Here is a 20,753-nt window from a genome sequence, read left to right as displayed (position 1 = left end):
AAACTATTGCTACTCACGTATTATCGTCATTAGAGCAATTTGAACAAACTTTTAAACAATCAATAGCATATGTTATCGCAGAAAATATCTCTGTAGAGTATTCTAGTTATGTTGCTAAATCACACTACAACACTGGAAAAACTAAATTTATCAAAAAAGGAATCGCTACTAGCGAACGTGAATTTCTGCTCAAAAAAATTAAATAAAACTTATAATTCAAAAGCTAACCCCATTAAATATTATCGGGAAAAATATGGGAATGTCCCCCCATGGATTATTGTAAAAGGATTAACTTTTGGAGAATCAATATATTGGTACAAACTAAGTAAGCCTAATATCCGTGTAAAAATCATTTCTAGAATGTTTGGACTTAATCCAGAAATTATAGATGCTGCTGACAAAGATTTAAAGATTAAACAATTGTTTGGTGATTTGCTATCGTTATACCTAACATACCGAAATCAATGTGCTCATGGGGGTAGAATTTACAATCATAGGTCCAAAAAAACATGGGTTAAGGAACTGGTCGCCATATTTATCCTCTTTTGATACTGTCGAATTAACAAAACAAAAATTTGATGCCGGAAAACTTCGTAGTAGTGTTGGAATAGTACATCAATCATTGTCTATATTTGATAACAAATCACCTTACATTAATATGTTAGCGTGGATTCTTGCTCATTTGGAAAATTATCTAAAATTATATCCAGAAGATAAAGAAATGCTTCTAAAAGAAACAGAGCTTACTACTATATTTGAAGAACTAGAAAAAAATATCAATTAATTAATAAAACCGTCAATTAGGACGGTTTTAAATTTAATTATTAACGAACGTACGTTTTTTAAGAAGAATCTATTATGCGGATGAAAGAATCACCAAACAGCAGATTTAAGTTCCGTGAGCGATATAGGGACCCTCACCAATAAATTTAAGATTATTTACGTAATCCTTGATAAAGAATCTAATCGAGCTACTAAAGAAGCTAACATTATTCTAAATGAAAAATAAATACTATACTGGCTAAGTACGAAAATGGAAAAAGTTATCCCGGTTTTGCCCACTAACTGCCCACTAAAGTTGATTTTCAACTTTTAAGTGGGCTTTTTATTATTTTTAAGCAAAAAGAAAAACCCCGCAAATTGCGAGGTTTTTCGATGGTAATTAGCCGCGACGCCGTTCAGCGATCCGAGCAGACTTACCAGTCCGTTCACGGAATTAAAATAGCTATCATAGAACTATTATTGGAATGCCAAGGAGACTTCACGTATTGAAATAATAATAATTCATGTCCTGATTATATCAAATAGCCGTCAATTCTATGCCACTTTTTTTGCTCCCTTTTTGCTCCCAAATCAAAATTGCTTACTCTTGAATATGTTTAACAATTCATCAACCGTCATGATTTTCCATGTTTTGGTTAAGGTTAATGCTTTTCGAGCGTCTGCCGTTTCCAGGTCGTCAATCTGCATGGCGTCAACAACAACATCGTGACCCTGATAATCATCAAAGCCAACGATTAGCTTTGTGTCACCAGCAACTTCTCCTGTTGCCAACATTTCACTAATCATATCAAAAACTTCATCAGTTTCTTGATTTTTGAATTGGACGTTCTTGTTGATGTATGCTTGGAACTTTTCAGCCGTCCCAAGCCACATTTTATCAATCTTTGAGCGGTCTGTTCTCAGATTAAAAACCGTTGTCCGAGCCACTCCCAGCTCACGAGATAGTGTTAAATCCGGAATTTGGAGGCTTAGCAAGCTTTCAATATCGTTTCTGTTAACTTTCATAAGCTCCTCCTTAATCAAGTGTAACGTTAACGATTTGGTCGTTGTCGAGCATAATCCACAAACCAGCTTCGTTTTCTAAATCGTGAGCTAAGGTGTTTACCACTGATTTTTCAATCACTGGATATACATCTCCAAAGTCCCAACCTTTGCGGTCTAGTAGTTCTGATAAGTCTTCATTCGAGAATGAGCTGTCAGAATCGTTCCAAACTTCATCGATTACTTCGTCATCAACGAATGCCGTGTACAATTCGTCTAGAATTTCATTGGCAGTATATTCAACTTCAACCCGTCCTTCGTGTTCTTCCATGTTTCCATCTAAGATTTCGTAATCAACATGGAAAGATGCACAGATGTTACCAGTTACTTGATCCCAGTTTGGTTGATTATCAATGGTTTCTTGAACCATATCAACTAATTGTTGACGTGCCATTTTCTTGCCTTGAAAATCAGTGTTGTTTAAGCTAATCATTTTTAATTCTCACTTTATTAGTCTTCAAAATCTTCGAGGGTGTATTCAATCCCGTTTAGTCGCTTTTCTGCCCAGATGAATAGTTCCTTCATCTTTTGGCTTTCAATAACACTAAGAACATCTTCGCCGTTATAGTAAATGACAAATTCTAATTTTCCAAAATTAGGGTCGTTTAAGTTTTCCGCCTTACAGTTTACGGTTTGTATATCACTTCGTCTAAAGTGTTAAGCACGTCATCGGCTGTTTGATTTACTAAATCTTTAATTGCCGATTCAATTTTTTTCGTTAAGCTTTACTGCTTCATAATTTGTTTCTTCGTTCCAAATTGATTCAAAAAATTCTAATACTTGTTCTACGTTCATAATCTTGTCTCCTTTGTTTGTTGTACATACCTCTTAACAACTATTATAATACCACCTTGTTTTTAATTTGTACATACCTTTGAACAAAAACTTTAATTTATTTTGCCTTATAAACACAAAAAACCGCCAGCCATAAAGGCTAGCGGTAAAGCAATCGGCTTTTTCGGAGTCACCCCCGCATACACGGGGAACACAAATAGACTCAACTTTAATGATTTCAAAAAAAGTTATACTAACGCCGATTGCACGTTTAGTATACAGCGAACCAAATGAAAAGGCAACCGCTCCGGAACGATTGCCTAAAACTTTGTATGTGCCCCACATACAGGGGAGCTGGGAGCCCGTAGACCACCCCAACAAATTACTTCAATTATACTACTTAACGATTTCAATCGTCAATTATGTTTGAAATCTTCAATTTCGGATGTTTTAACGTTAAATTTAGTATCTAACTAATAAATTATTTAAACAACACAAAAAAACACCCCCAGCCAGTTAAGGCTGAGTGTATTTGTTAATGGGTTACTTAAATTATAAATCTATTGCCGTTGCGAGTAAACAACAGAATTAAGTTGGTTCATATCAACGCCATTATTGATGTCGTGCGTAAGTTGGTCTTCAGAGATACCCCAGCTTTCAAAATAGCCATAAGGGTCTTGATGATCACCAGACATGTTCCGAGAAACCCAGCGGTGCGACTTGTCACCCTTAGTCCCGACACCACCATCATCAAGCGTGGTTGGAATGCCATAGTAATTAGAGTAGTAACGAGCGACCGCAATGTACTTGGCATAATCTTGTAAAAATTGTGCCCGATTCCAAGTCCGACCGAGTTCGATTTGCACCGGCGCATAAGGATTGGCATCCAATGCACCCCAACTTACGTATCCAGGGTCGGAAACACAAAATACTTGGCCACCGTCACCAACAACGAAAGTCGTGTTAGCGTTGTACCAGTTATTCTTAAGGTAATTGGCATTAGCAGCAGCACCACTTTCTGCACCAACTTCATGAAGAATGATGTAGTCAGGAATAGCTAAGCGACTGTCACCTTCGCCAGCACCTAATTCATAAGTCCAGTTAATTTCGCTTGGGTCAAATCCCGTTTCTTGATTAGCGTTCTTGGTAACCCGACCGTCTTTGTCAGCATGGTAACTAACACCGTCAACAGTAATGTCTTTGTTCTTAACTAATAGGTACGTTGTTGGGTCAAAGTACCAAAGACTACCTTGCCATTCTTGCAATCCACTTTGAACACGACCGTCAGAGCCAACAAGATACCACATACCCCATTGAGACTTAACATAGTCTCGCTTAGTGATTAATACCCCGTCCTTATCAAAGTACCAGTAACTTCCTTGCCATTCTTGAATGCCAGATAAGACCCGTCCGTCCTTATCAACCATGTGATACTTTCCGTCTTGTCCCTTGACGTAGTCACGGTGCTTGATTAATTGCTTGGTCGTTGGTTCAAAGTACCACTTAGAGCCTGCCCAATCTTGAACTCCGTCTAAAGCCGTACCGTCCTTAGTTAAGTACCACGACTTAGCCTTTGGGTCTGCGATGTTTGGAAGCTGTTGGTACTTTTTACCGCTATCCGTCTTTCCCTTAGTGATATACGTGTAATCACCGTTATTACCATGCAACCAACCAGTTAAGTCCGTGCTGGCTTGTGCTACAGTCGTTCCTGCAATAGAAAAGGCCGCCATTAAGGCAGCCCCGCTAATAGTTAATTTTTTTCTTTAAATTCATGCTATTCTCCCTTCTTATATTCATCCAAGGTTCCGTTGGCTTTGAGTTCAGCCCAAGCGTGTTTGATTGCGTTTGAGATTTGTTCAAACTGAACGTCCGTAAAACCTAATTGGTGCATTCCGCGTCTTAGAATGTTACGAGCCTCGCGCGCTTGCTCCTTCCCGTCAATTCCTGTGACCTTTCCTAGTTCTTCGGCTGCAACAACTGCATCTTTAGCTAGCGAATCAAGCGTTAAGGCGATAGACCGTGCCTTGTCGTTTCGATTCAGGCCAACCCCAATCGCTCTTACAACAGCGATTAAAATTACTGTCAAAATAGTCGTTACTAATTCCATGTCTATTCTCCTTTGACGTGTTCTTCCAAACGAGCAATTCGTACCGAGTGATCATCAATCGTTTTATCATGACGATCAATTAGTTTGTGCTGTTCGTCTTGCGTTTTGATTAAATTGTCGATTTGAAGACCAAATCGAACAATGGTTTGCGTAAGCTCCGTAATTGATTTGTTGAGTCGTTTGAGCTCGCCGTCAACCACCTTATGAGCCTGTTCTCTAACCAGGTACTTTGACAAAGCGTATACGCTACCGCCAAGCGTCCCGGCGATTGCCACCAAAGCAGCAACATCAGTAATTTCTAATCCTTCCATAAAATTCACTAAAACACCTCCTTTCTATTTAGCTGGTAAGGTTGCCAACTTAGCATTAATTGCCGCGACATCTGATTGAACCTTAAGTAACTGCCCGGACAACGTAGTTACCTGATCTCTAAGTTGTTGGTTTTCCGTCTTAAGATTCTGAACATCAACCTTATCAGGAACGTTGGCCACTGTTGACAAGTCAGCTTTATTTGCTAACAACTTATCAACACTCTTAGCGTCGTAATAGTTAGCCATGTCTTGCTTATCCTGCTTGCCATTAAGTTTCTTCTCTAAATCAGTTGTGGTTGTGTAGTTATCCCATTGAATTGTTTGCGTGTCCGGCAACACGAAATCAAGCACTAAGTCCGTTGCCGTACCGGAGTTGGTTACGCTTGGTTGGTCTCCGGTCGTAACCTTGCCAATCTTAAGCGTTAAGGCTGTGTCACCTTTATCACCAGGGTCGCCTTTATCACCTTTAAGGCTTGCTAACCAAGCGTCTACCGTCCCGCTAAAGCCGGTTGCTTTCGCCACCTCATAAGCTGACCTACCATATAAACTGTTTAACCACTCATCGGGAGTGCCGGCAGCCGTCATACCAGTTTCAACCGCTAGTTCATAAGCTGACTTGCCATTTTCACCCTTTTCGCCTTTTGGGATGACGAAGTTAAACACTGCGTCAGTTTGTGTTCCCGAGTTGGTAACACTAGCTGTGTCTCCGGTTGTAACCGTTCCAATCGTGATTGTTGCGTCCTTACCAGGGTCTCCTTTAGTAGCTTGTAAATTTAATTCGTCTAACAGTCCCATAATTTGACCTCCTAGCGCCAAGCAATCGTATCAATTGCAATCGATACCCAAGCAGTTTCACGGCAAGGAATGCCCGTGAACGTGATGTCGATTTGATCTCCGGTTGCGTAATCAGTCGTAATTGAGTAGTCAGCTAGTGTGTAGATTGTTCCCATACATACTGACCCACGACCAAACGTGTAAGGAATTTTAATCGTGCTATGAGCACCGCCACCGGCGTTATCAAACTTGACGTTACCAACCATTAAAATTCGGTAATTGTTGTTAGTGAGCTTAACCCGTTGCACAACCATAACGTCATTAACGTTTGGTTTAGAACAGTTACGCACCCCGGACCAGTTTGTCGTTGTCGGTTCTGATGTTGGGTGTGGCACGGCTGCAATCATGTTTGTAATTAAATTCATTGCACCACCAGTCAGCTTGTCAATCTTTGCTGTATTGGCTACTAAATCGGTTGTATCTAGTCCCTTATCGAAGTGTTGTAACGCCGTGAAGTGATTTTCAACTCCAGTTGTTACTGCCGCTTGCTTAGCAATTAAATCGTTGTAAGCCTTGACTAGAGCGTCTAAAGCATTGATTGATTGAACGGTAGTTTGAATGCTCGTTTGAACCACATCCATACGTTGATTAAGTTCCTTGTTTAAATCATCAATCGTTTGTAGGAAGTTAGTGCTGTCGCCAGCACTTAAAATTAGATTGTTCTTGAGCACTTCCATTTTGATTGAGATTGATGAGATAACCGCTCCGTCCGTATCAACAACACGTAAGAAAGCCTCTTGGTAGTCTCCAGCCGCTTGATAAAACTGTTTAGCTACACGTAAGCTAACAAGCCCATTTTTGGCGTCGTTGACCGTTGCTTTGTTCGTGTACTTGATTTTTCCGTCACTATCCTTACCAACTAAGTCAACCGAGTAAGCCCCTAAGTCCCGTGGCAAGCCGGACTTCATGAGTTGAATGTTGACGTCACGCCAGTTATCTCCTTGCCTGCCGTTTAGTTGGTCGACTTCAATTACTTGGTCTGCTTGCAAGGTAGTTTCAACTTGGACGTAAACTTTACCATTGATAGTTTTGTTATTTGCTAACATTTAATCGTTCCTTTCTAAATTGAATTAACAGTGTTGATGAATTGTTCCAGCGTCTTCCAGTCCTTGTTCAAGTCAACAATTACTTGTTCAATTAGCAAACTTTCCGGCACAATCAAATCGTAACCGGATACGTTGCCGTCACTATCGATGAACGTTTGCCCGACATATTTGATACCTAACAGCGTCTTTAAATCATTAATCGAGTTAATGATGTAGTTACGAGCCGAACGGTCTAATTCGGTGAATTTTTGCGGTTCAAACGTCAATTCCAGCGCTTTATAAACCAGTGTCATGTTGGAATTAAAAACAGCAATCAACTCGTCAACGGAATTGATTGCTGTTAGCTTAATTTGAATTTTGGTTTGTTGTGCCGGTTGTGCTTGTTGCGCAATGTAATCGGGGTTAGCGACAACTTGCGTCACTCCACTAGGCGAAGTCTGGCTGATGAATTGCGGTATCTCTTGCGCCCCCAGCTTAGTCTTGGTGATGAAGTCAGCTAGTGCTTGAGCTAGTAAGCGTGCTCCCTTTGCGGTTGGGTGTACACCTTTGCGTCCCTCTTGTAGCAATTCCGGGGCGTTGTCATACGTGATAATTGGGTTCTTACGCCAATCGTAGTACTGACAACCGAACGACTCAGCAACACTGATTAACATGTCGATTAAGTCATTTTGCGACCAACCTTTGTCGTTCTTGTCGTCTAGCGTTGGTACTGTTCCGTCCTTTCCCCAGCGAAAGTCAGGTGTCGGTAAGGATAACATCACGTCTGTGTTAAAATCATTGAATTTAACTTGCGTAATTGTTTGATTAACGATCGTCCGGACTGTTTCTAAATCAGTCGGCCACCCAAAGTTATTGACCCCAAATTCAAGGATAGCTAGGTTATAACCACGATTGGGAGTGTTAGTAACTTGACTTAGTGAGTCCCGGCTACTGCTACCCCAACCCGCTCCACTAATCGCTGCGTTAGTTAAGTCAGCGCCAAGAATTGTTGCTAGTTGATTTGGGATATTATCTCGTTGGTCTACTCCGTCTCCGTGGAAGATAGAGTCACCATAAGTATAATTTTCATCTAGCCACCTACTTTTTCTGTATCTGCCGTTGTTGCCGTATCTGCTGTGTCAGCTACCGGTTCAGTGATGTTAGCAAAATAATCGCGAGCTTTCTTCAGCGCGAGCCCAGCAATAACATTTTTGTTTAAATTGTCAAAGGTTTGCTTGCCTGTTAAATCAGCTTGAACGATACGGACGTGTGCGTTTGCGTAAGCTGATTGTGGTTGATCAGTTGAAATTACATCGACTTGAATGTATTGAACTTCACCATTATCGAAGATGTAATCAATTTCCTTTAATAAAGTTTGCGCCATTAGTGGTTACCGCCTTTCTTGTTGTCCTTGTCTTTGTTTTCTAATTGTTCTAGCTTTTCTTCCAATTGTTTAATTTCCGTCTTTGCAGTTTCAATTTGCGCTTCCAAGATTGCTTGATTTGCTTCTGATGTAGCTAGCTTATTGCTTAGCTTAACTAGTGCATTAGTTAATGTTTGATTATCCATGTTTTACTTCCTTTCTAATTCTTCAACCCGTTTTAAAAGGTTCTGAACAACAACCGTTAAATAAGCAACCAACGAACCGTCTTCACGAGCCGTACCGGTTTCTGATAAGAATTCCTTTGGTGCTCCGTACTGACTTACTTCGTTGACGTCATCAATGATTAGTGACGCATAACGCTTATTCTTGCCCTGCTGAACATCAGTCTTGTATTGGTACGAGTACATATCAACCGCTTTAACTTTGTCGATTGCTTCCTTGGCATCAACCGGCGTAAGGTTCGTCTTGGAACTCAAGGTTGACATTTGGGCGAACGACTTGGCTTGCACGGTTGTAAAGTTGTTAGTCATTCTTGAACCAAACGCAATCATATCGTGACTTGCGTCAGACCAAAATTGCCAGCCGTTGATTGTGTTGCCTTGAATGTGTACATCTTGCTTAAACCCAGCTTGACACCACACCTCAAAAAGTTGTTTTGTATCATCGTATGTTCGGAAGTAAACGGTGTCTGCCCCCGCACGAGAAAAGCCAAGCCAGTTATCACCGCTATTTCCACCCTCAAAGAAGAGCGACGGAGTTACCCATACGCCGGCTGCCGATATTTTGAATTGGGGTTTCTTATTGGTTACTAATCTATCTGATGTTGAGATTGCCAGCATATCTTCTTTTTATTTGCCTCATTGACGAAGTTAGACATTAAAATCTTATGCTTAGTGTTTCCACTTTGGTCTGCCGTTCTTATGTAGCCATTGCCGTAGTAAACCGAAGCATTATTAGAATCTTTGATTGATAACTCGCTGGAGTTTAATTGCAACGTTGACTGTCCATTGCCGATTGTAACCCTATCAGTATTAATTTCACCGGCATTGAGCAAGTCGGCATTTAACCCGCCGTCAACAATCGTTTCACCTTTCAACACGAGTTTGTTGCTTTGGAACAACGCCCTACCAGCAGTTAGATTAATCTGACTCATAAGCTTGTCACCACTGGTCTTATCCGTAACTCGAACGTTCCAGTCGTTGTCCAGCTGTGAAATTCTAGACTCGAACTGGTCGCTGGATACCTTCTGCCGAAGTGCGTTAGCAAGCTGTGCAACTTCCGACTTGCTTGCTGCATTCTGCACCGTGCCTTTAATTCCGTCAACCGCTGCCGTTAAATCCGTGACTGATTTAACGGTTGCTAGGTCGGCAGGTGCAGGCATATAAGGTTGCGCAATCGTTCCTTTAACAGCCATCAATCGACGATATTCAACCGAAGCCCCCGTTTGATCACCATTAGAGAAGCACAGCGTAATTTGCATGTAAGAAGATGTTGTTGGAGCGGTAGTAGTTACTGTCACAACCCCACTTTGTGCTTCTGAATAATTTGATTTAATAATTGGAGCTTGTCGATTACCGTTTTCTAAACCGTCCCATACTTGAATTCCCCACATAGTACCGTTGCCGGGATTGAAGTTTCTAAACTCAACCGAAACCGTGTAAGTTTCTCCTGGAGTAACTGGGAAAGAATGAAAATATACTGCCATATAGCTATTTCCACTAACTTTAACCCAATCGCTAGGAGTGTTGGTAATCAAATTTACACTGGTTGTTTTAGAGAAATCATTAAGTTTAGTCTGTAAATCAGTGATGTTCAAATTCCATTGATTAGCTTGTTGAGCTACCTGTGTTTGAACCCAGTTTTGCGTTGCTAGCCCGTTGGTTGCTGTGGTCAACTCGGACTTGGTTACTAAGTTAATGATTTGATTTGCCTGTACACCAATCTTGGCGTTAGCATCGTTTACTGACTGTTTAAGTCTGTCAACGTCTGTTTGATTGGCTTTGATGTCAACAGCGCTCTTCGTTTGGTCTACCAACGTGGATAGGTCAGTAATCTTTTTCGTAGTATCTGCCAAATCAGCCTTAGATACCATGTTTCCAACTTGATTGCTAAGCCCTTGTGAAGTCATCTTTAAGTCGTTGATGTCACCGTTCGCCGTTTGTAAGTCCACTCGTAATTGGCTTGCCGTTGACTTAACTTCGTTAATTGCTTTCCCTTGGTCTACAAGCGTCTGTGTGGCTTCATCTGCCGTTTGCTTGACTTGATTGATTAACTGCCCTTGTCCGGCAATCGTTTTCCCTTGGTCGTCAATCGTCGTCTGTTGCTTTGACAAAGTCGTGGTCATCTCACCGGCTTTAGTTTCAACGTCCGTTAATCGTCCGTCTTGGGCGTTTAATTGCGTTTTCAACATGTCGCTTAACTGCTGTAGCTTGTAACGTTCCCTTTGACGTCCGCCACGGCTTGTTTGAGCCCGTCTGAGCTCTGCAAAAGAGAAATTACCGTTTTGCCTGTCTCTTGCGCCTGTGAGCTTAATTTAGCCAATTCTGCTTTGGTTTTATCCAGCCCGTCAGTCAATCCACTTAAGCTATCAATCTGTTCAGCCAATCGCTTGTCGGTGTCGTCCCATTTATCGTTAATCGTGGTGATGTCTTTGATCAACTCCTGCGCTCGAGCTATTGCCGTGTTAGCGCTCGTCTTAGCTCCCTCGACCGCTTGTTGCACGTTACTAATTGACTGCTTGTTGACTTTACTTTCCTTAACTAGGTTGTCTACTTGTTCGCTAACTTCCTTGGCGTCTTCAATCGCCGGAAGCACTTCCTTGTAACGCAAGTCAATTAACATCTGCTGGCTCGCACCTATCTTGTTGTCGAGACCGTGCATTGCTTCGATTAAGTCTTCAACACTTATTAAATTATTTGTTTGGATCGTTACTCCCTCCTTCATTTTGATTTCCCTTAATTTGTTCTAACCATTCTTTTGAAGATGAAGAAATACGCATCCGGTTGCTAATCCAATTGTTGACTTCTCGAGCGCTTTGCTTAAGCGTTTTTAAATCATCAACAAGATAAGTGTTGATATCTCGCAAGGCTTTGCTAGTATTCCCGAAAGTAATTGACCCTTCGTTTGTTGGGTCAGAATTATCAAGATATTTCGTAAAACCTTTAATCCGAACCTTTATGTCAAGACCATATCGATCACGCAACCATCCGTAATTCCCAATTGATAAGTCATTGTGATAACCGCCAGCGTTTTTTTTGTGAAACTAATCCAATCAACCGAATACTCAACATCAGGATAATCTTGTAGTTGGGTTTTTAACCACTCCTTTAACTGATTCTCATCAGTAATCGTTTCGCTTGAAACTGGTGATGCCCATCGATAACCGATGTTTTTCTTCTTTGCCAAAGGACTGATATAGTCAGCTTCGCATGAGTAGACCATTTTCTTTTCTTTGGCGGAACTTTCCCCAGCATCACTGGCATTTCCACCACCAGCAACCAACGCTGCCATTTGGTCATTTCGAATCCAATAACTTGGAGCGTAGCTATCAATGTTGAAAATGTTACAGTTTTGTCCAGGCTGTGGTTCTTGAATCGCTCGTTTGTTGTCCAAAGCCATCACAACATGATGACAACCAGGATCATAGAAACCAAGGTCGCCAGTTTGCACTTCGCTCCGACTAATGCGCCGTCCACACGTTGCTTGCGTGTAAGTGACACCACCAATCGTAATTCCGAAGTGCTTGTAAATGTTTGAAGTCATTCCTGAACAATCGGTAGGAACTATTTTGTCAACTCCCCGTGGACCACCCCAAACATATGGCTGTCCAACGTATTTTTCAGCATAAGCAATCACTTCTTGAGCTCGTGATTTCTTTGCTGGAGCAGACTGTCCTTTAGCACTGCCGCCTTTTTGAATAAGTGGAATAGGGTCAACCCAGCCACCGGCGCTACTAAAAGAGTTGCTAAATGCTGTGTTAAAGTCCTTGGTTGTTACACCAATGTGAACGTGCGAAGCTTGTAGCGTACAAATAACGTCCCCGATGTTAATCCTTTGACCAACCGAAACGTGTGCGCCGGACGATCCCGACCAAGTCCATTCTTGGTAGACGACCGTGTAGCCGTCATTGCCTTTAACAACAATCCGCCCGCTACCAGTCCCAAAGTTGTAACCGTCAACTAACGTAACCACACCAGGATGGATAGCATGTACATCTCCGGAATAAAGACCCTTAGACCAGTCTGTCCCATCGTGATATGAATGGTCCCGGAAACCGCCGTCATAACCAAACTTATAACCAATGCCAAGTGTGTAAGACTTGTTGTTGGGAAATGGCCAACCCCAGCCACTGCTTACGTGACCTGAATTAGTATGGCCACCCCAGCTTTTAATCACAGATACACAGCCGGCCATTGGCTTACCCATTGAGGAATTTCCGGACGTTCCAGCAAGTTCCCATACAGCAGCCGCTGTACCTTGTAGATAAACTCGCCCAATCGTCCCCTTGCCAAACTCACTGTTCCATTTAGCTGTCAAACCAGAGTTTGCGCTTATCGCACCCTCTGCCGCCGTCCAAGCAGGGTTAAGAGTGTTACTGTTGGCAATTTGCTTTATCCAGCCACAAACATATTCAGCGTCTTGGTAGGGATCGCCGTGAGCGTACGTGTGATTCAACCAGCCGTACGTTGTTCCTTGTTCCATGAGTTCGTAGGCAAAGAACCATTCGGGGCTAACCCCGTTCTTTTTAACTACGTCATACAACCGGTTTACGTCAACGCCACGGGCTTTAACCTTCCATGAACGGTTAGCAAAATCAGACTTCATACGGTTAACGTCAACGGCGAAATCAGCATTGATTGGTGATTTTGCAAATCCCTCAACATTATCTAAATTACCGCCAGTACCGTCACCATCGTCCCCGCCGACTTCAATTTCGATTTGCTTGCCGTATCCATGAATTGCTGTTTTAAAATTGGAATAATCTTCAGTCCAACTTATTTTGCTAACGTTATTACCGTCTATAAATAAAAAGCCGGGAGAATCTTCTTTCTTCCCGACTGCTTTAGCAATATGAATTGTTTTGTTGTCAAATCTATATTCGCAATTCCACATTTCGACTATTGTATTCAATATGTCTTCGCCGTGGCCCGATTCAATTCCGTCATCACCAAAATCAATTGGATCAAACTTATCATCAATCTTGAATTTAAAGCCATCCAATCCGGCAATCATCGCATTAGCAACGTCTTCGATTGAATGTTTCCCTTTGAGGCTAGGATTAACATAATTATCCTGCAACATAGACCCGATGTGGATTGCGTCAACGGTATATGTTCGAAAATTACCAACTGGAACAGGATTTGAGTTTAAGTGTCGGTATAGCTGACCGTTAATTTCAAAAATCGTTCCTTGGTCTAGCATGTCTTCAACCGTGGCATTGTGTCCGGTAATGTCATACATAAAGTTAACTGTTGGATATGAGTTTAATTCTTCAGTTAACGCTACCGAGTAAGCTTGCAGAACCGCTTGCTTATCGTCTGCGTTATGGATCGAAATGTTAATCACGAATTAAATTCACCCCCTTAGTAATAAAAGTGCGTATCAAACGTAATGTCCGATGAACCCGCACCTTCGATTACGATTTCATTCTTACCAGGCACAAAATCAAGATAGCCATGGTCTGATGCCTCGTAAATTTCCGTATCGTTCAAAATTGGGACAAATCCAGTGATTTTAAGTGTGTCACCAGACTTGATTTCCTTAGTAATCTTGATTGATTGCTTAGTAGTGTTGTTAGTAATCTTCAATTCTTTGCCAACAGAACCCTTAAACGTAATTAAAACTGGTCGTTCGTCCGACCTAAGCGGAATAAGCCCTAGATTCCAAACGTCCATCTTGTTTTGGTTGACGAAATGATAGTGTGGTTTAACTCCGCTTGGGATATTTTCACCAAACCCCCATTTCCCGTCTTCAAACTTAAAATTGGCACTACCAGTTGACTCTGTAGTTTCAGCGTAACCGTCTGGAACATCTAGATTGACTTCAACATTGCTAGCACGCCAAAAATTACCTTCTCGTGATGGTGTAACCGATTCAGGATAAGCTTTCCAGCGTAAGTAAGGAATATCCGAATTGATAACGTAAAGTGGCTCAACTGTTCCGAAGATTTCCCGCAATTTAAGCAATTGCAATTGATAATCGTATTTATCCTTAGCAATTACATTAAACGCTAGTATAAGCGCCTGTTGCTGATTCTGAACAGCTTGCAAACTTGCACTGTAATTAGCGATTTGCTGATAAGTGAAGTTGTTGTTGTTTAACGGAATATCAAACTTAGTTACCTTGAACCCCAATTCATTAAGGTTGTAAGTTTTCCCACTATTCTTTTGGATTATAATTTCTGTCATAAATCAAACCCTCCCAATCGGTGTAGCACCGCTCCGGTTTCTGATTACTAAATCCCGAGCCTGCATTGCTTTGTACTTCGGATAAGTAACCCGAGCAATTACTCCACTATCAAGGACAACTGAAATGTTAAGGTCGCTATCGGTCGCTTGACCCGCATTAGTTGCTCCGCCACCTACACTGCCACCAATTACATGGCTAGGCGTGATTGGATGACTATTTGCTTTAGCGTGACCAAGAAGTGATGCAAGCTTGCCAGCCATGCCTGACGTTGAGTGCATAGCCCGAGCACGGATAGCCTCAACAATTAAGTTGTCGGCTGTTTCCCGAGCTGGATTAATTGCAACTTCCGGTTCACCAGGAATTTCACCAAAGATTGCTTCTTGGTCAGACCAGCCACCGTTAGCATGCTTCTTGCGCTTATGTCTGCTCTTACCATCATCATCTTCTGCTTCAAATAACTCTTTGAAGTGTCGCAATTGATTAACAAACCAGTCTTCTGCCCAAGTAGGCGCCATTCTGATTACTCCAGCTCCCATATCTTGGAATACCCCCCGCCCATTATTTGGTCGGTTGAATATTTCTCGTAACTTTCCGAGCGGATTAGCTAAGTAACTTGCTAACTCCTTGAGCTTTTCAGCATTGCGACCATGTGCATAATGATTGAGATTGAACAATTGAGCCGTTTCGCGTGCCGGAATAACTTGATCACCACGATTAAGCCAAACAACCTGGTTACGACCATGAGGAATTTCAACCTTACCGTTAGCACGAACAATCGCTTCACGGTAGTTGTCACCCTCTTCATCGTTAACAACGGCAAATTCGTCTTTGTCGTTGGCACTAGTCCCAGTTTTAAGGTGCTTAATCGAACCAACTCGAGCCGAACCACCGAAGAATGAAATAACTGAGTTAATTCCACTGATACCACCATTGATAATGTCAATTACGGCATTAATTCCGGCTTTGGCATCCGCTTAATCCGATTCCAAATGCTTGAGAAGTAATCAGCAACTGCAGACCAAGCTGAGTTCCAAGCGCCTTTAATGACATCAAGTCCAGCGTCAACTAAATCTTGAACCCCTTTAATTGAGTTCTTAGTCAAGTTTGAAATCAACTTCCATGAATCACCGACCACGTCTTTAAACGCTTCCCAAGCGCCTTTCCAATCGCCACGTGCAATGGCACGAACAAGGCGAGTCATATCCTTTACGACATCAACAACGCCCTTGACGTTATTTTCGATATTCCGAACGGCTTTTTTTAACACCACTTGGCAACTTGTCAAACGCTGATTGTAAAATTTTAGCCATTTGCTTGGTCTTGGTTTTGGCATCCTTATTCATATTTGAAAGGTTCTTTTTCAACTTATCAAAGCTTGATTTGGTCTTATCAACACCGGACTTAACACCGTTCCGGATGTTATCGCCAATTTTCTTAGCTCCGGACTTAGCCTTTTTAGCAGCGGAATTAATATCCTTGCCTAGTTTGTCTAAGTGTTTCTTGGCACTGTTGACACCACTCTTGAACCCGTCAGCCATGCGTTTGGCTCCTGCCTTAGCATGCTTTGCTAGACCATTAACCCACGACCTGAATTTTGCGTTGTGTTTATAAAGCAAAACAAATGCTGCACCCACCGCAACAATCGCTGCAATTACTAATCCAACTGGATTAGTGAGCAAACCAAATGCAGATCCAAGTGCTTTAATTCCGGAAACAACCTTAGATACCGCTGATAAACCTTTAATCGCTCCAGATACTTTCTTAACTACTGAAGCAACCTTCATAAGTCCACCAACAACAGCAGACATTGTTTTGAACCCAGCAAATGCAGCAACCGCAATTCCAACCACTTTAGCTAATGCCATAAGTGGTTCTTTATTCTTGTTGACCCATTTTCTGAACGTTTTTGAGTGGTTGTAAGCGTAAATCAATCCGGCCGCTAACGTAATTAATGCAGCCGCAACGGCTAAATATGGGTGCTTAACCAACGATCCTCCAAGCCGTTTAAATGCACCGGTCAAATCACTGACGATGTGGACTGTGTCACGCAATTTCCTTAGTTTGTTAACGGTTGTGAGTAACGTAAGGAATGATCCAGCAAAAATTGCCACTCCGCTTGCCGAAACCTTAAAAATGTCGCCAACGTGTGCGGCTTTAGCTAATTTTCCTAAGGCGCTTGTTGCTGGCGAAATAGCTTTCCCAAGCATGCCAAAAGTTTTAGACAACACCTTAATCGCTTTGGCAATGCCGTCAAACACATCATAGACAACGTTACCGAACCCACTAATGGCTCCAGTAATTCCTTTAGTTCCCATTGCGTCCATGATGTTCAGGATTCCATCTTGGATTGATTCCTGCATTCCTTGCCACGCTGTCGAGAATTTGCTGGTGTCGGTTGCTGCCTTTTTAGCAACATCAGTTGAACCTAATTCATTTAATGCTTTGACGAATTCTTTGGCCGTGATTTGTCCTTTAGACATAGCGTCACGGAAATTACCGGTATAAGCACCATTCTTCTTCAATTGGTCTTGAATCTTCTTCGATGCACCCGGAATCATGTTAATAAACTGATTCCAGTCACCTGTGTACATTTTCCCAGCACCAACGATTTGAGTTAATGCTAAGGACGCCGACTTCATAGCGTCTGCACCACCACCGGAAACAGCAACTAAATTCCCAAGCGACTTAGTTACACCAGTGAAATTCTTAACCCCGTTAGCGGCCAAAGTGGCGGCGGTATTACTCATTTCACCAACGTTGTAAATCGTGGCCCGAGAGTAATCACGTAACTCTTCACTAGCCTCGTGGATTTGCTTTTTACCAAATCCTGCAAACGTCATCGTTTTGTCAAACGTGTTAATGGCGTCATAAGAAGTAATAGCTTGCGCCGTCATTTCCTTAAGACCATTAGTAATTGCTGAAATCCCTGCAAGAATTGCATTTCCGGCAAACGTTCCCATCATCACTGTTTTAAGACTTGTTGACGCACCTTTGACGTCATCCATGCCTTGTCTGATTTGATTCAATGCCGGACTTGCGTTGTCTCTTAACTCAATTTCAGTGCGCTGTTCCTTTGGAATGCTCGCAAGCAATCGCTTGAAGTCCACTGCACCAGTCGTATTTGCCTCAGTCAGTAATTGAGTTACTGCCTTTTTTGGCAACAACGTAAGCATATGATCGAAGTTTTTAATTCCGACCGTTTCAGCGGCCGCCTCCAACTTAACCCGTGCCTCTTTCGGCAATTTAGAAATGTCTTTTGAAATTTCTTCAATTTTGGCTTTGGAATCTTCGGCGTTGACGCCTAGCTTGATTTTAGTGTCAAGCTTTCCAATCCCGTCCAGACTATCCTTGACGTCATCGCCTTTACCTTTGATTTGGTCTAACACTCCGTTAATTTGAGAAACATCCGATTGAATGTTAGAACCATCTAATTCAACGTCAATCTTAACTGTTCCGTCTGCCATACCTTCCCTCCTTTCTAATCATTGAAAAGTGCATCAAGCACGGCATCCGTCCGTTGAATTTGTTCGTCAGCTGATTGACCGTCTTTAATCCGGTAGTAAGCCTGCAATTCGGTTAATTGAGCCATTTCCTTGGTATCGAGCCCTTCCATTGACCGTTGCCGAATTGACACGATTTGTTTAAACGGCGTGTTTTCTCCTAAACCGTCAAGCAACGCCTTAAACCTATCCCAGTGAAGTTTCCCCCGCTCGTTGACTAAATCAATACCGTACTGAGCTAAAAAGGACGCATAGATTGCTCCTGCGTCCTGTTCGTAAGAATAGTACTTAATGTTTTCAACTGGTGGTTGATTATCACCAGGCACATAATCATCTCCGTAAGGTTGTTCGGAGATGTAGTCAGAAATAGCCTTAACGACCCCAACAATCAAGTCGGGGTCTGTTTGATCGTTCTCACCAACAAATAAATCATAGGCCATCATCACTTTTTCAGCGTTGTCAAAGCTCTGGTCATCAATCAATTCGAAGTAACGGAGCACGTTGTCGTAACTAAGGTCAATTGGCACTTCTTCGCCATTAATATCAATCGTTGTTTCCAACTCGTCCGTTAAACTAATCATGATTACTTAGCCAGCTTTTTCTTGGAATTACGGCGAGTGTAGCGGTTGGCACGTTGACCACGACCTTCAGCGACCTTAGCGTTAACGGCATCATTGATTTGAGTAAATACTTGCATTAAAGCTAACGTTGACTTGCCGACCTTTTCGTAAAGTTCAGCTCCTAAGCCTTCTTCTCCGAACACGTCATCGATAGCCTTTTCAACTACCGAACGGATGTCGCTGTAAATTCGAGTCAATTCAGCCTTGATGTTTTCTTCACTTTCGTTAGCCAACTTATCTTCCAACCCGTCCATTTCCTTGGACATTTCGTTAACCTTTGCCATTGCTGACGCTAAGTTAGTGTTAACTTCATCGTTTGCCTTTGCTACCGCTGTCCGGTATGTAAAATCGACTTCAATTTCCGGTGCGAACTTCTTTAAATCAATTTGTAATGTCATGCTTATTATCTCCTTTTTATCGCCCGCCCCATAAAGGAACTGTTTATTTAGTTGGCGAGCTAATGATTAATTTATTCGTGTGCTGGCGTTGAACCAGTTACGGTTGCATTTGCTTCCGTGTCCGTCCCGTCCAATCCGTCGAGTGTTAAGCCATCAATCTTAGCCTCAATAACTTCATTGTCCTTTTGCGTTGTAACAGGAATAGGCGTTGCTAACGTGTAAAGCTTACCTTGAACGTTGATTGTGAAACTCATCGTTGCGCCGGCGTTTGAGTTACCACCTTGCGGAACTAAAGCGGAGATTGAGATAACCCCAACCTTTTGCTTGCCGTCAGGTGCAACAATTAAGAACCGAGTTTCAAGGTCAGTCCCTAACTTCATTTGCAGTGATGCAATGAATTCTTGTGCTGGATCTCCGGCCATACGAACCCCAGTAAAGGCAAACGTGAACCGCTTACCAACAACATCCGTTGACCCGAAACCGTCATCATTTAAGTACGTGTTACTGATAGTTGTTTCGTTCCCAGCAAACGTTGCACCAGTAAAACCGTTACCAAGACGCACAAATTTAGCGTCCGTCAAATCTTTTAAATTAGTACCACCCGTTGTGTCGATGTAGTACTTGTAGCGGGAGTTTAAAACAATCCCACGAGTATTTTCTACTGACATTAATTACTTTCCTTTCTTGTAAACTTCCACTTGAACCGTGAAATCAAATGTGTAAATAAAACGGTTAGATGTATCAACCGTAGCTAATGTAGGGAACGAGTTAACCGTAAGTAAGTCGAAGATGAATGAGTCATCTTGACTTTGCAATGTGAAATCAGGGTCGCCAATTAGGTTTGCCACCTTCCACAGAGTGTCGTTAACGGTTGCCTCGTCTTCTCCAGCCATGGTTAATTCAAATACCCGTTGCTCTTGTCGGTTGCCAACGTAGTCTTGCCAAATCACATTTGAATTTGGCAACATCAGCAACCCTAATTCAGGGTTTTCCTTGCCGGTAATAGCTGATAAATAGCACGTAGCCGGCAATTCCAGCCCATTGATTACATCTAGTAATCGGTCTGCTAAATCCATGATTATCTCCTAAAGCTTTGTCTTGACCATGTCAGCCCACTGTTTTCCATATAAGGACTTAGCTTTTAAGTCCCAGCGTTTCGTAGCTTGCGGATGAATTGCGGTTGTGTAATTCCGTACTGGATACTTACCGCCAACAACCCCATAGAACTGTGCTTTGGCATATGGCGTGTTGTATTCAATCGTGTGGCCACCGCTAGTTATATGCGCCGTGTTTGCTAAAAACGGACGCCGAGCTGGAACAAATTGATCCATGTCGCTCATAACTTGATTTGCTAAGTCGTACTGAACGCTATTAAGGTGACTGGTCGAGAACCTACGATTAATTCCAGATAGGTCAATCGATACGTTAACGCTCATTTACATCACCTCTAATTCATAGCTATAAACCTCGTTTGAATAAGGCTCTCGATTATCAACTAAATTAGTGATTGCGTAATCCTTGCCTTCAAACGTGATGTGCCAGCCAACGCACGACCGGTCAAGCGTAGG

At 42.2% G+C, this 20,753-nt stretch carries 24 protein-coding genes and 1 pseudogene; 2 read left to right on the top strand and 23 right to left on the bottom strand.

The window, feature by feature from the left end; translation table 11 throughout:
* Window positions 1-108: 108 nt before the first annotated feature.
* Both JCM14505_RS09350 and JCM14505_RS09345 read left to right on the top strand, forming a co-directional pair.
* A complete protein-coding gene (locus tag JCM14505_RS09350) occupies window positions 109-549 on the top strand; it encodes an Abi family protein (RefSeq protein WP_225352223.1) in 441 nt (146 codons plus the stop codon).
* Window positions 473-784, top strand: coding sequence for a hypothetical protein (locus tag JCM14505_RS09345; protein WP_225352235.1), 312 nt, complete (start codon window positions 473-475; stop codon window positions 782-784). The genes JCM14505_RS09350 and JCM14505_RS09345 overlap by 77 nt, the downstream gene beginning before the upstream one ends.
* Before the next feature lie 569 nt (window positions 785-1,353).
* On the opposite strand, the gene JCM14505_RS02410 is transcribed toward JCM14505_RS09345, so the two are convergent.
* The 23 genes and pseudogenes from JCM14505_RS02410 to JCM14505_RS02295 form a co-directional block, all read right to left on the bottom strand.
* Entirely contained in the window at window positions 1,354-1,788 is a 435-nt protein-coding gene (locus JCM14505_RS02410) for a hypothetical protein (protein WP_054652653.1), read from the bottom strand.
* A gap of 10 nt (window positions 1,789-1,798) precedes the next feature.
* The gene (locus JCM14505_RS02405; RefSeq protein ID WP_054652651.1) at window positions 1,799-2,257 is read right to left on the bottom strand and encodes a hypothetical protein; all 459 of its coding nucleotides are present in this window, start codon (window positions 2,255-2,257) and stop codon (window positions 1,799-1,801) included.
* Window positions 2,258-3,158: 901 nt separating this feature from the next.
* Complete coding sequence (locus JCM14505_RS02400) at window positions 3,159-4,328, bottom strand: peptidoglycan recognition protein family protein (protein WP_054652649.1); 1,170 nt, start codon at window positions 4,326-4,328, stop codon at window positions 3,159-3,161.
* Window positions 4,329-4,372: 44 nt separating this feature from the next.
* Window positions 4,373-4,705, bottom strand: a complete 333-nt coding sequence (locus JCM14505_RS02395) for a phage holin, LLH family (RefSeq protein WP_054652647.1) — start codon at window positions 4,703-4,705, stop codon at window positions 4,373-4,375.
* Window positions 4,706-4,707: 2 nt separating this feature from the next.
* Window positions 4,708-5,025, bottom strand: coding sequence for a hypothetical protein (locus tag JCM14505_RS02390; protein ID WP_054652645.1), 318 nt, complete (start codon window positions 5,023-5,025; stop codon window positions 4,708-4,710).
* 15 nt (window positions 5,026-5,040) lie between these two features.
* Window positions 5,041-5,811 carry a hypothetical protein gene (locus tag JCM14505_RS02385; RefSeq protein ID WP_054652643.1) on the bottom strand — a complete coding sequence of 257 codons (771 nt, stop codon included), beginning with the start codon at window positions 5,809-5,811 and terminating at the stop codon, window positions 5,041-5,043.
* A gap of 11 nt (window positions 5,812-5,822) precedes the next feature.
* A complete protein-coding gene (locus JCM14505_RS02380; protein WP_054652641.1) occupies window positions 5,823-6,896 on the bottom strand; it encodes a BppU family phage baseplate upper protein in 1,074 nt (357 codons plus the stop codon).
* 14 nt (window positions 6,897-6,910) lie between these two features.
* Entirely contained in the window at window positions 6,911-7,939 is a 1,029-nt protein-coding gene (locus JCM14505_RS02375; protein WP_082405592.1) for an SGNH/GDSL hydrolase family protein, read from the bottom strand.
* A 26-nt stretch (window positions 7,940-7,965) separates the two neighbouring features.
* Entirely contained in the window at window positions 7,966-8,259 is a 294-nt protein-coding gene (locus tag JCM14505_RS02370; protein ID WP_054652637.1) for a hypothetical protein, read from the bottom strand.
* Window positions 8,259-8,444, bottom strand: coding sequence for a DUF5320 domain-containing protein (locus tag JCM14505_RS02365; protein WP_054652635.1), 186 nt, complete (start codon window positions 8,442-8,444; stop codon window positions 8,259-8,261). Before JCM14505_RS02365 ends, JCM14505_RS02370 begins: the two co-directional genes overlap by 1 nt.
* Before the next feature lie 3 nt (window positions 8,445-8,447).
* On the bottom strand, window positions 8,448-9,098 hold the full coding sequence (locus JCM14505_RS02360) for a tail fiber domain-containing protein (protein WP_054652633.1): 651 nt from the start codon (window positions 9,096-9,098) through the stop codon (window positions 8,448-8,450).
* Window positions 9,068-10,669: a hypothetical protein gene (locus tag JCM14505_RS02355; protein WP_054652631.1), complete on the bottom strand. Its 1,602-nt coding sequence runs from the start codon at window positions 10,667-10,669 to the stop codon at window positions 9,068-9,070. The genes JCM14505_RS02360 and JCM14505_RS02355 overlap by 31 nt, the downstream gene beginning before the upstream one ends.
* Before the next feature lie 5 nt (window positions 10,670-10,674).
* Window positions 10,675-11,202 carry a hypothetical protein gene (locus tag JCM14505_RS02350; protein ID WP_054652629.1) on the bottom strand — a complete coding sequence of 176 codons (528 nt, stop codon included), beginning with the start codon at window positions 11,200-11,202 and terminating at the stop codon, window positions 10,675-10,677.
* Window positions 11,171-13,560: pseudogene (locus JCM14505_RS02340) on the bottom strand (phage tail protein). Before JCM14505_RS02340 ends, JCM14505_RS02350 begins: the two are co-directional and overlap by 32 nt.
* Window positions 13,561-13,841: 281 nt before the next feature.
* A complete protein-coding gene (locus JCM14505_RS02335) occupies window positions 13,842-14,666 on the bottom strand; it encodes a phage tail domain-containing protein (protein WP_054652623.1) in 825 nt (274 codons plus the stop codon).
* Between the two features lie 3 nt (window positions 14,667-14,669).
* Entirely contained in the window at window positions 14,670-15,341 is a 672-nt protein-coding gene (locus tag JCM14505_RS02330) for a hypothetical protein (protein WP_054652621.1), read from the bottom strand.
* 269 nt (window positions 15,342-15,610) lie between these two features.
* Entirely contained in the window at window positions 15,611-15,934 is a 324-nt protein-coding gene (locus JCM14505_RS02325; protein WP_054652619.1) for a hypothetical protein, read from the bottom strand.
* Window positions 15,900-18,131, bottom strand: coding sequence for a tape measure protein (locus JCM14505_RS08575; RefSeq protein ID WP_225352222.1), 2,232 nt, complete (start codon window positions 18,129-18,131; stop codon window positions 15,900-15,902). Before JCM14505_RS08575 ends, JCM14505_RS02325 begins: the two co-directional genes overlap by 35 nt.
* A 14-nt stretch (window positions 18,132-18,145) precedes the next feature.
* Window positions 18,146-18,748, bottom strand: coding sequence for a Gp15 family bacteriophage protein (locus tag JCM14505_RS02315; protein ID WP_054652617.1), 603 nt, complete (start codon window positions 18,746-18,748; stop codon window positions 18,146-18,148).
* A 2-nt stretch (window positions 18,749-18,750) separates the two neighbouring features.
* Window positions 18,751-19,185: a DUF6673 family protein gene (locus tag JCM14505_RS02310; protein WP_054652615.1), complete on the bottom strand. Its 435-nt coding sequence runs from the start codon at window positions 19,183-19,185 to the stop codon at window positions 18,751-18,753.
* Between the two features lie 71 nt (window positions 19,186-19,256).
* Window positions 19,257-19,853, bottom strand: coding sequence for a phage tail tube protein (locus JCM14505_RS02305; RefSeq protein WP_054652613.1), 597 nt, complete (start codon window positions 19,851-19,853; stop codon window positions 19,257-19,259).
* Between the two features lie 3 nt (window positions 19,854-19,856).
* Window positions 19,857-20,261, bottom strand: a complete 405-nt coding sequence (locus JCM14505_RS02300) for a phage tail terminator protein (RefSeq protein ID WP_054652611.1) — start codon at window positions 20,259-20,261, stop codon at window positions 19,857-19,859.
* A gap of 9 nt (window positions 20,262-20,270) precedes the next feature.
* On the bottom strand, window positions 20,271-20,621 hold the full coding sequence (locus JCM14505_RS02295) for a minor capsid protein (protein WP_054652609.1): 351 nt from the start codon (window positions 20,619-20,621) through the stop codon (window positions 20,271-20,273).
* Window positions 20,622-20,753: the final 132 nt, after the last annotated feature.

Origin of the sequence: Limosilactobacillus equigenerosi DSM 18793 = JCM 14505 (assembly GCF_001311375.1) — a bacterium.
Lineage (GTDB): Bacteria > Bacillota > Bacilli > Lactobacillales > Lactobacillaceae > Limosilactobacillus > Limosilactobacillus equigenerosi.
Note: the sequence above shows the minus strand (reverse complement) of the source record. Positions and strands in the feature narration are given on the sequence as shown.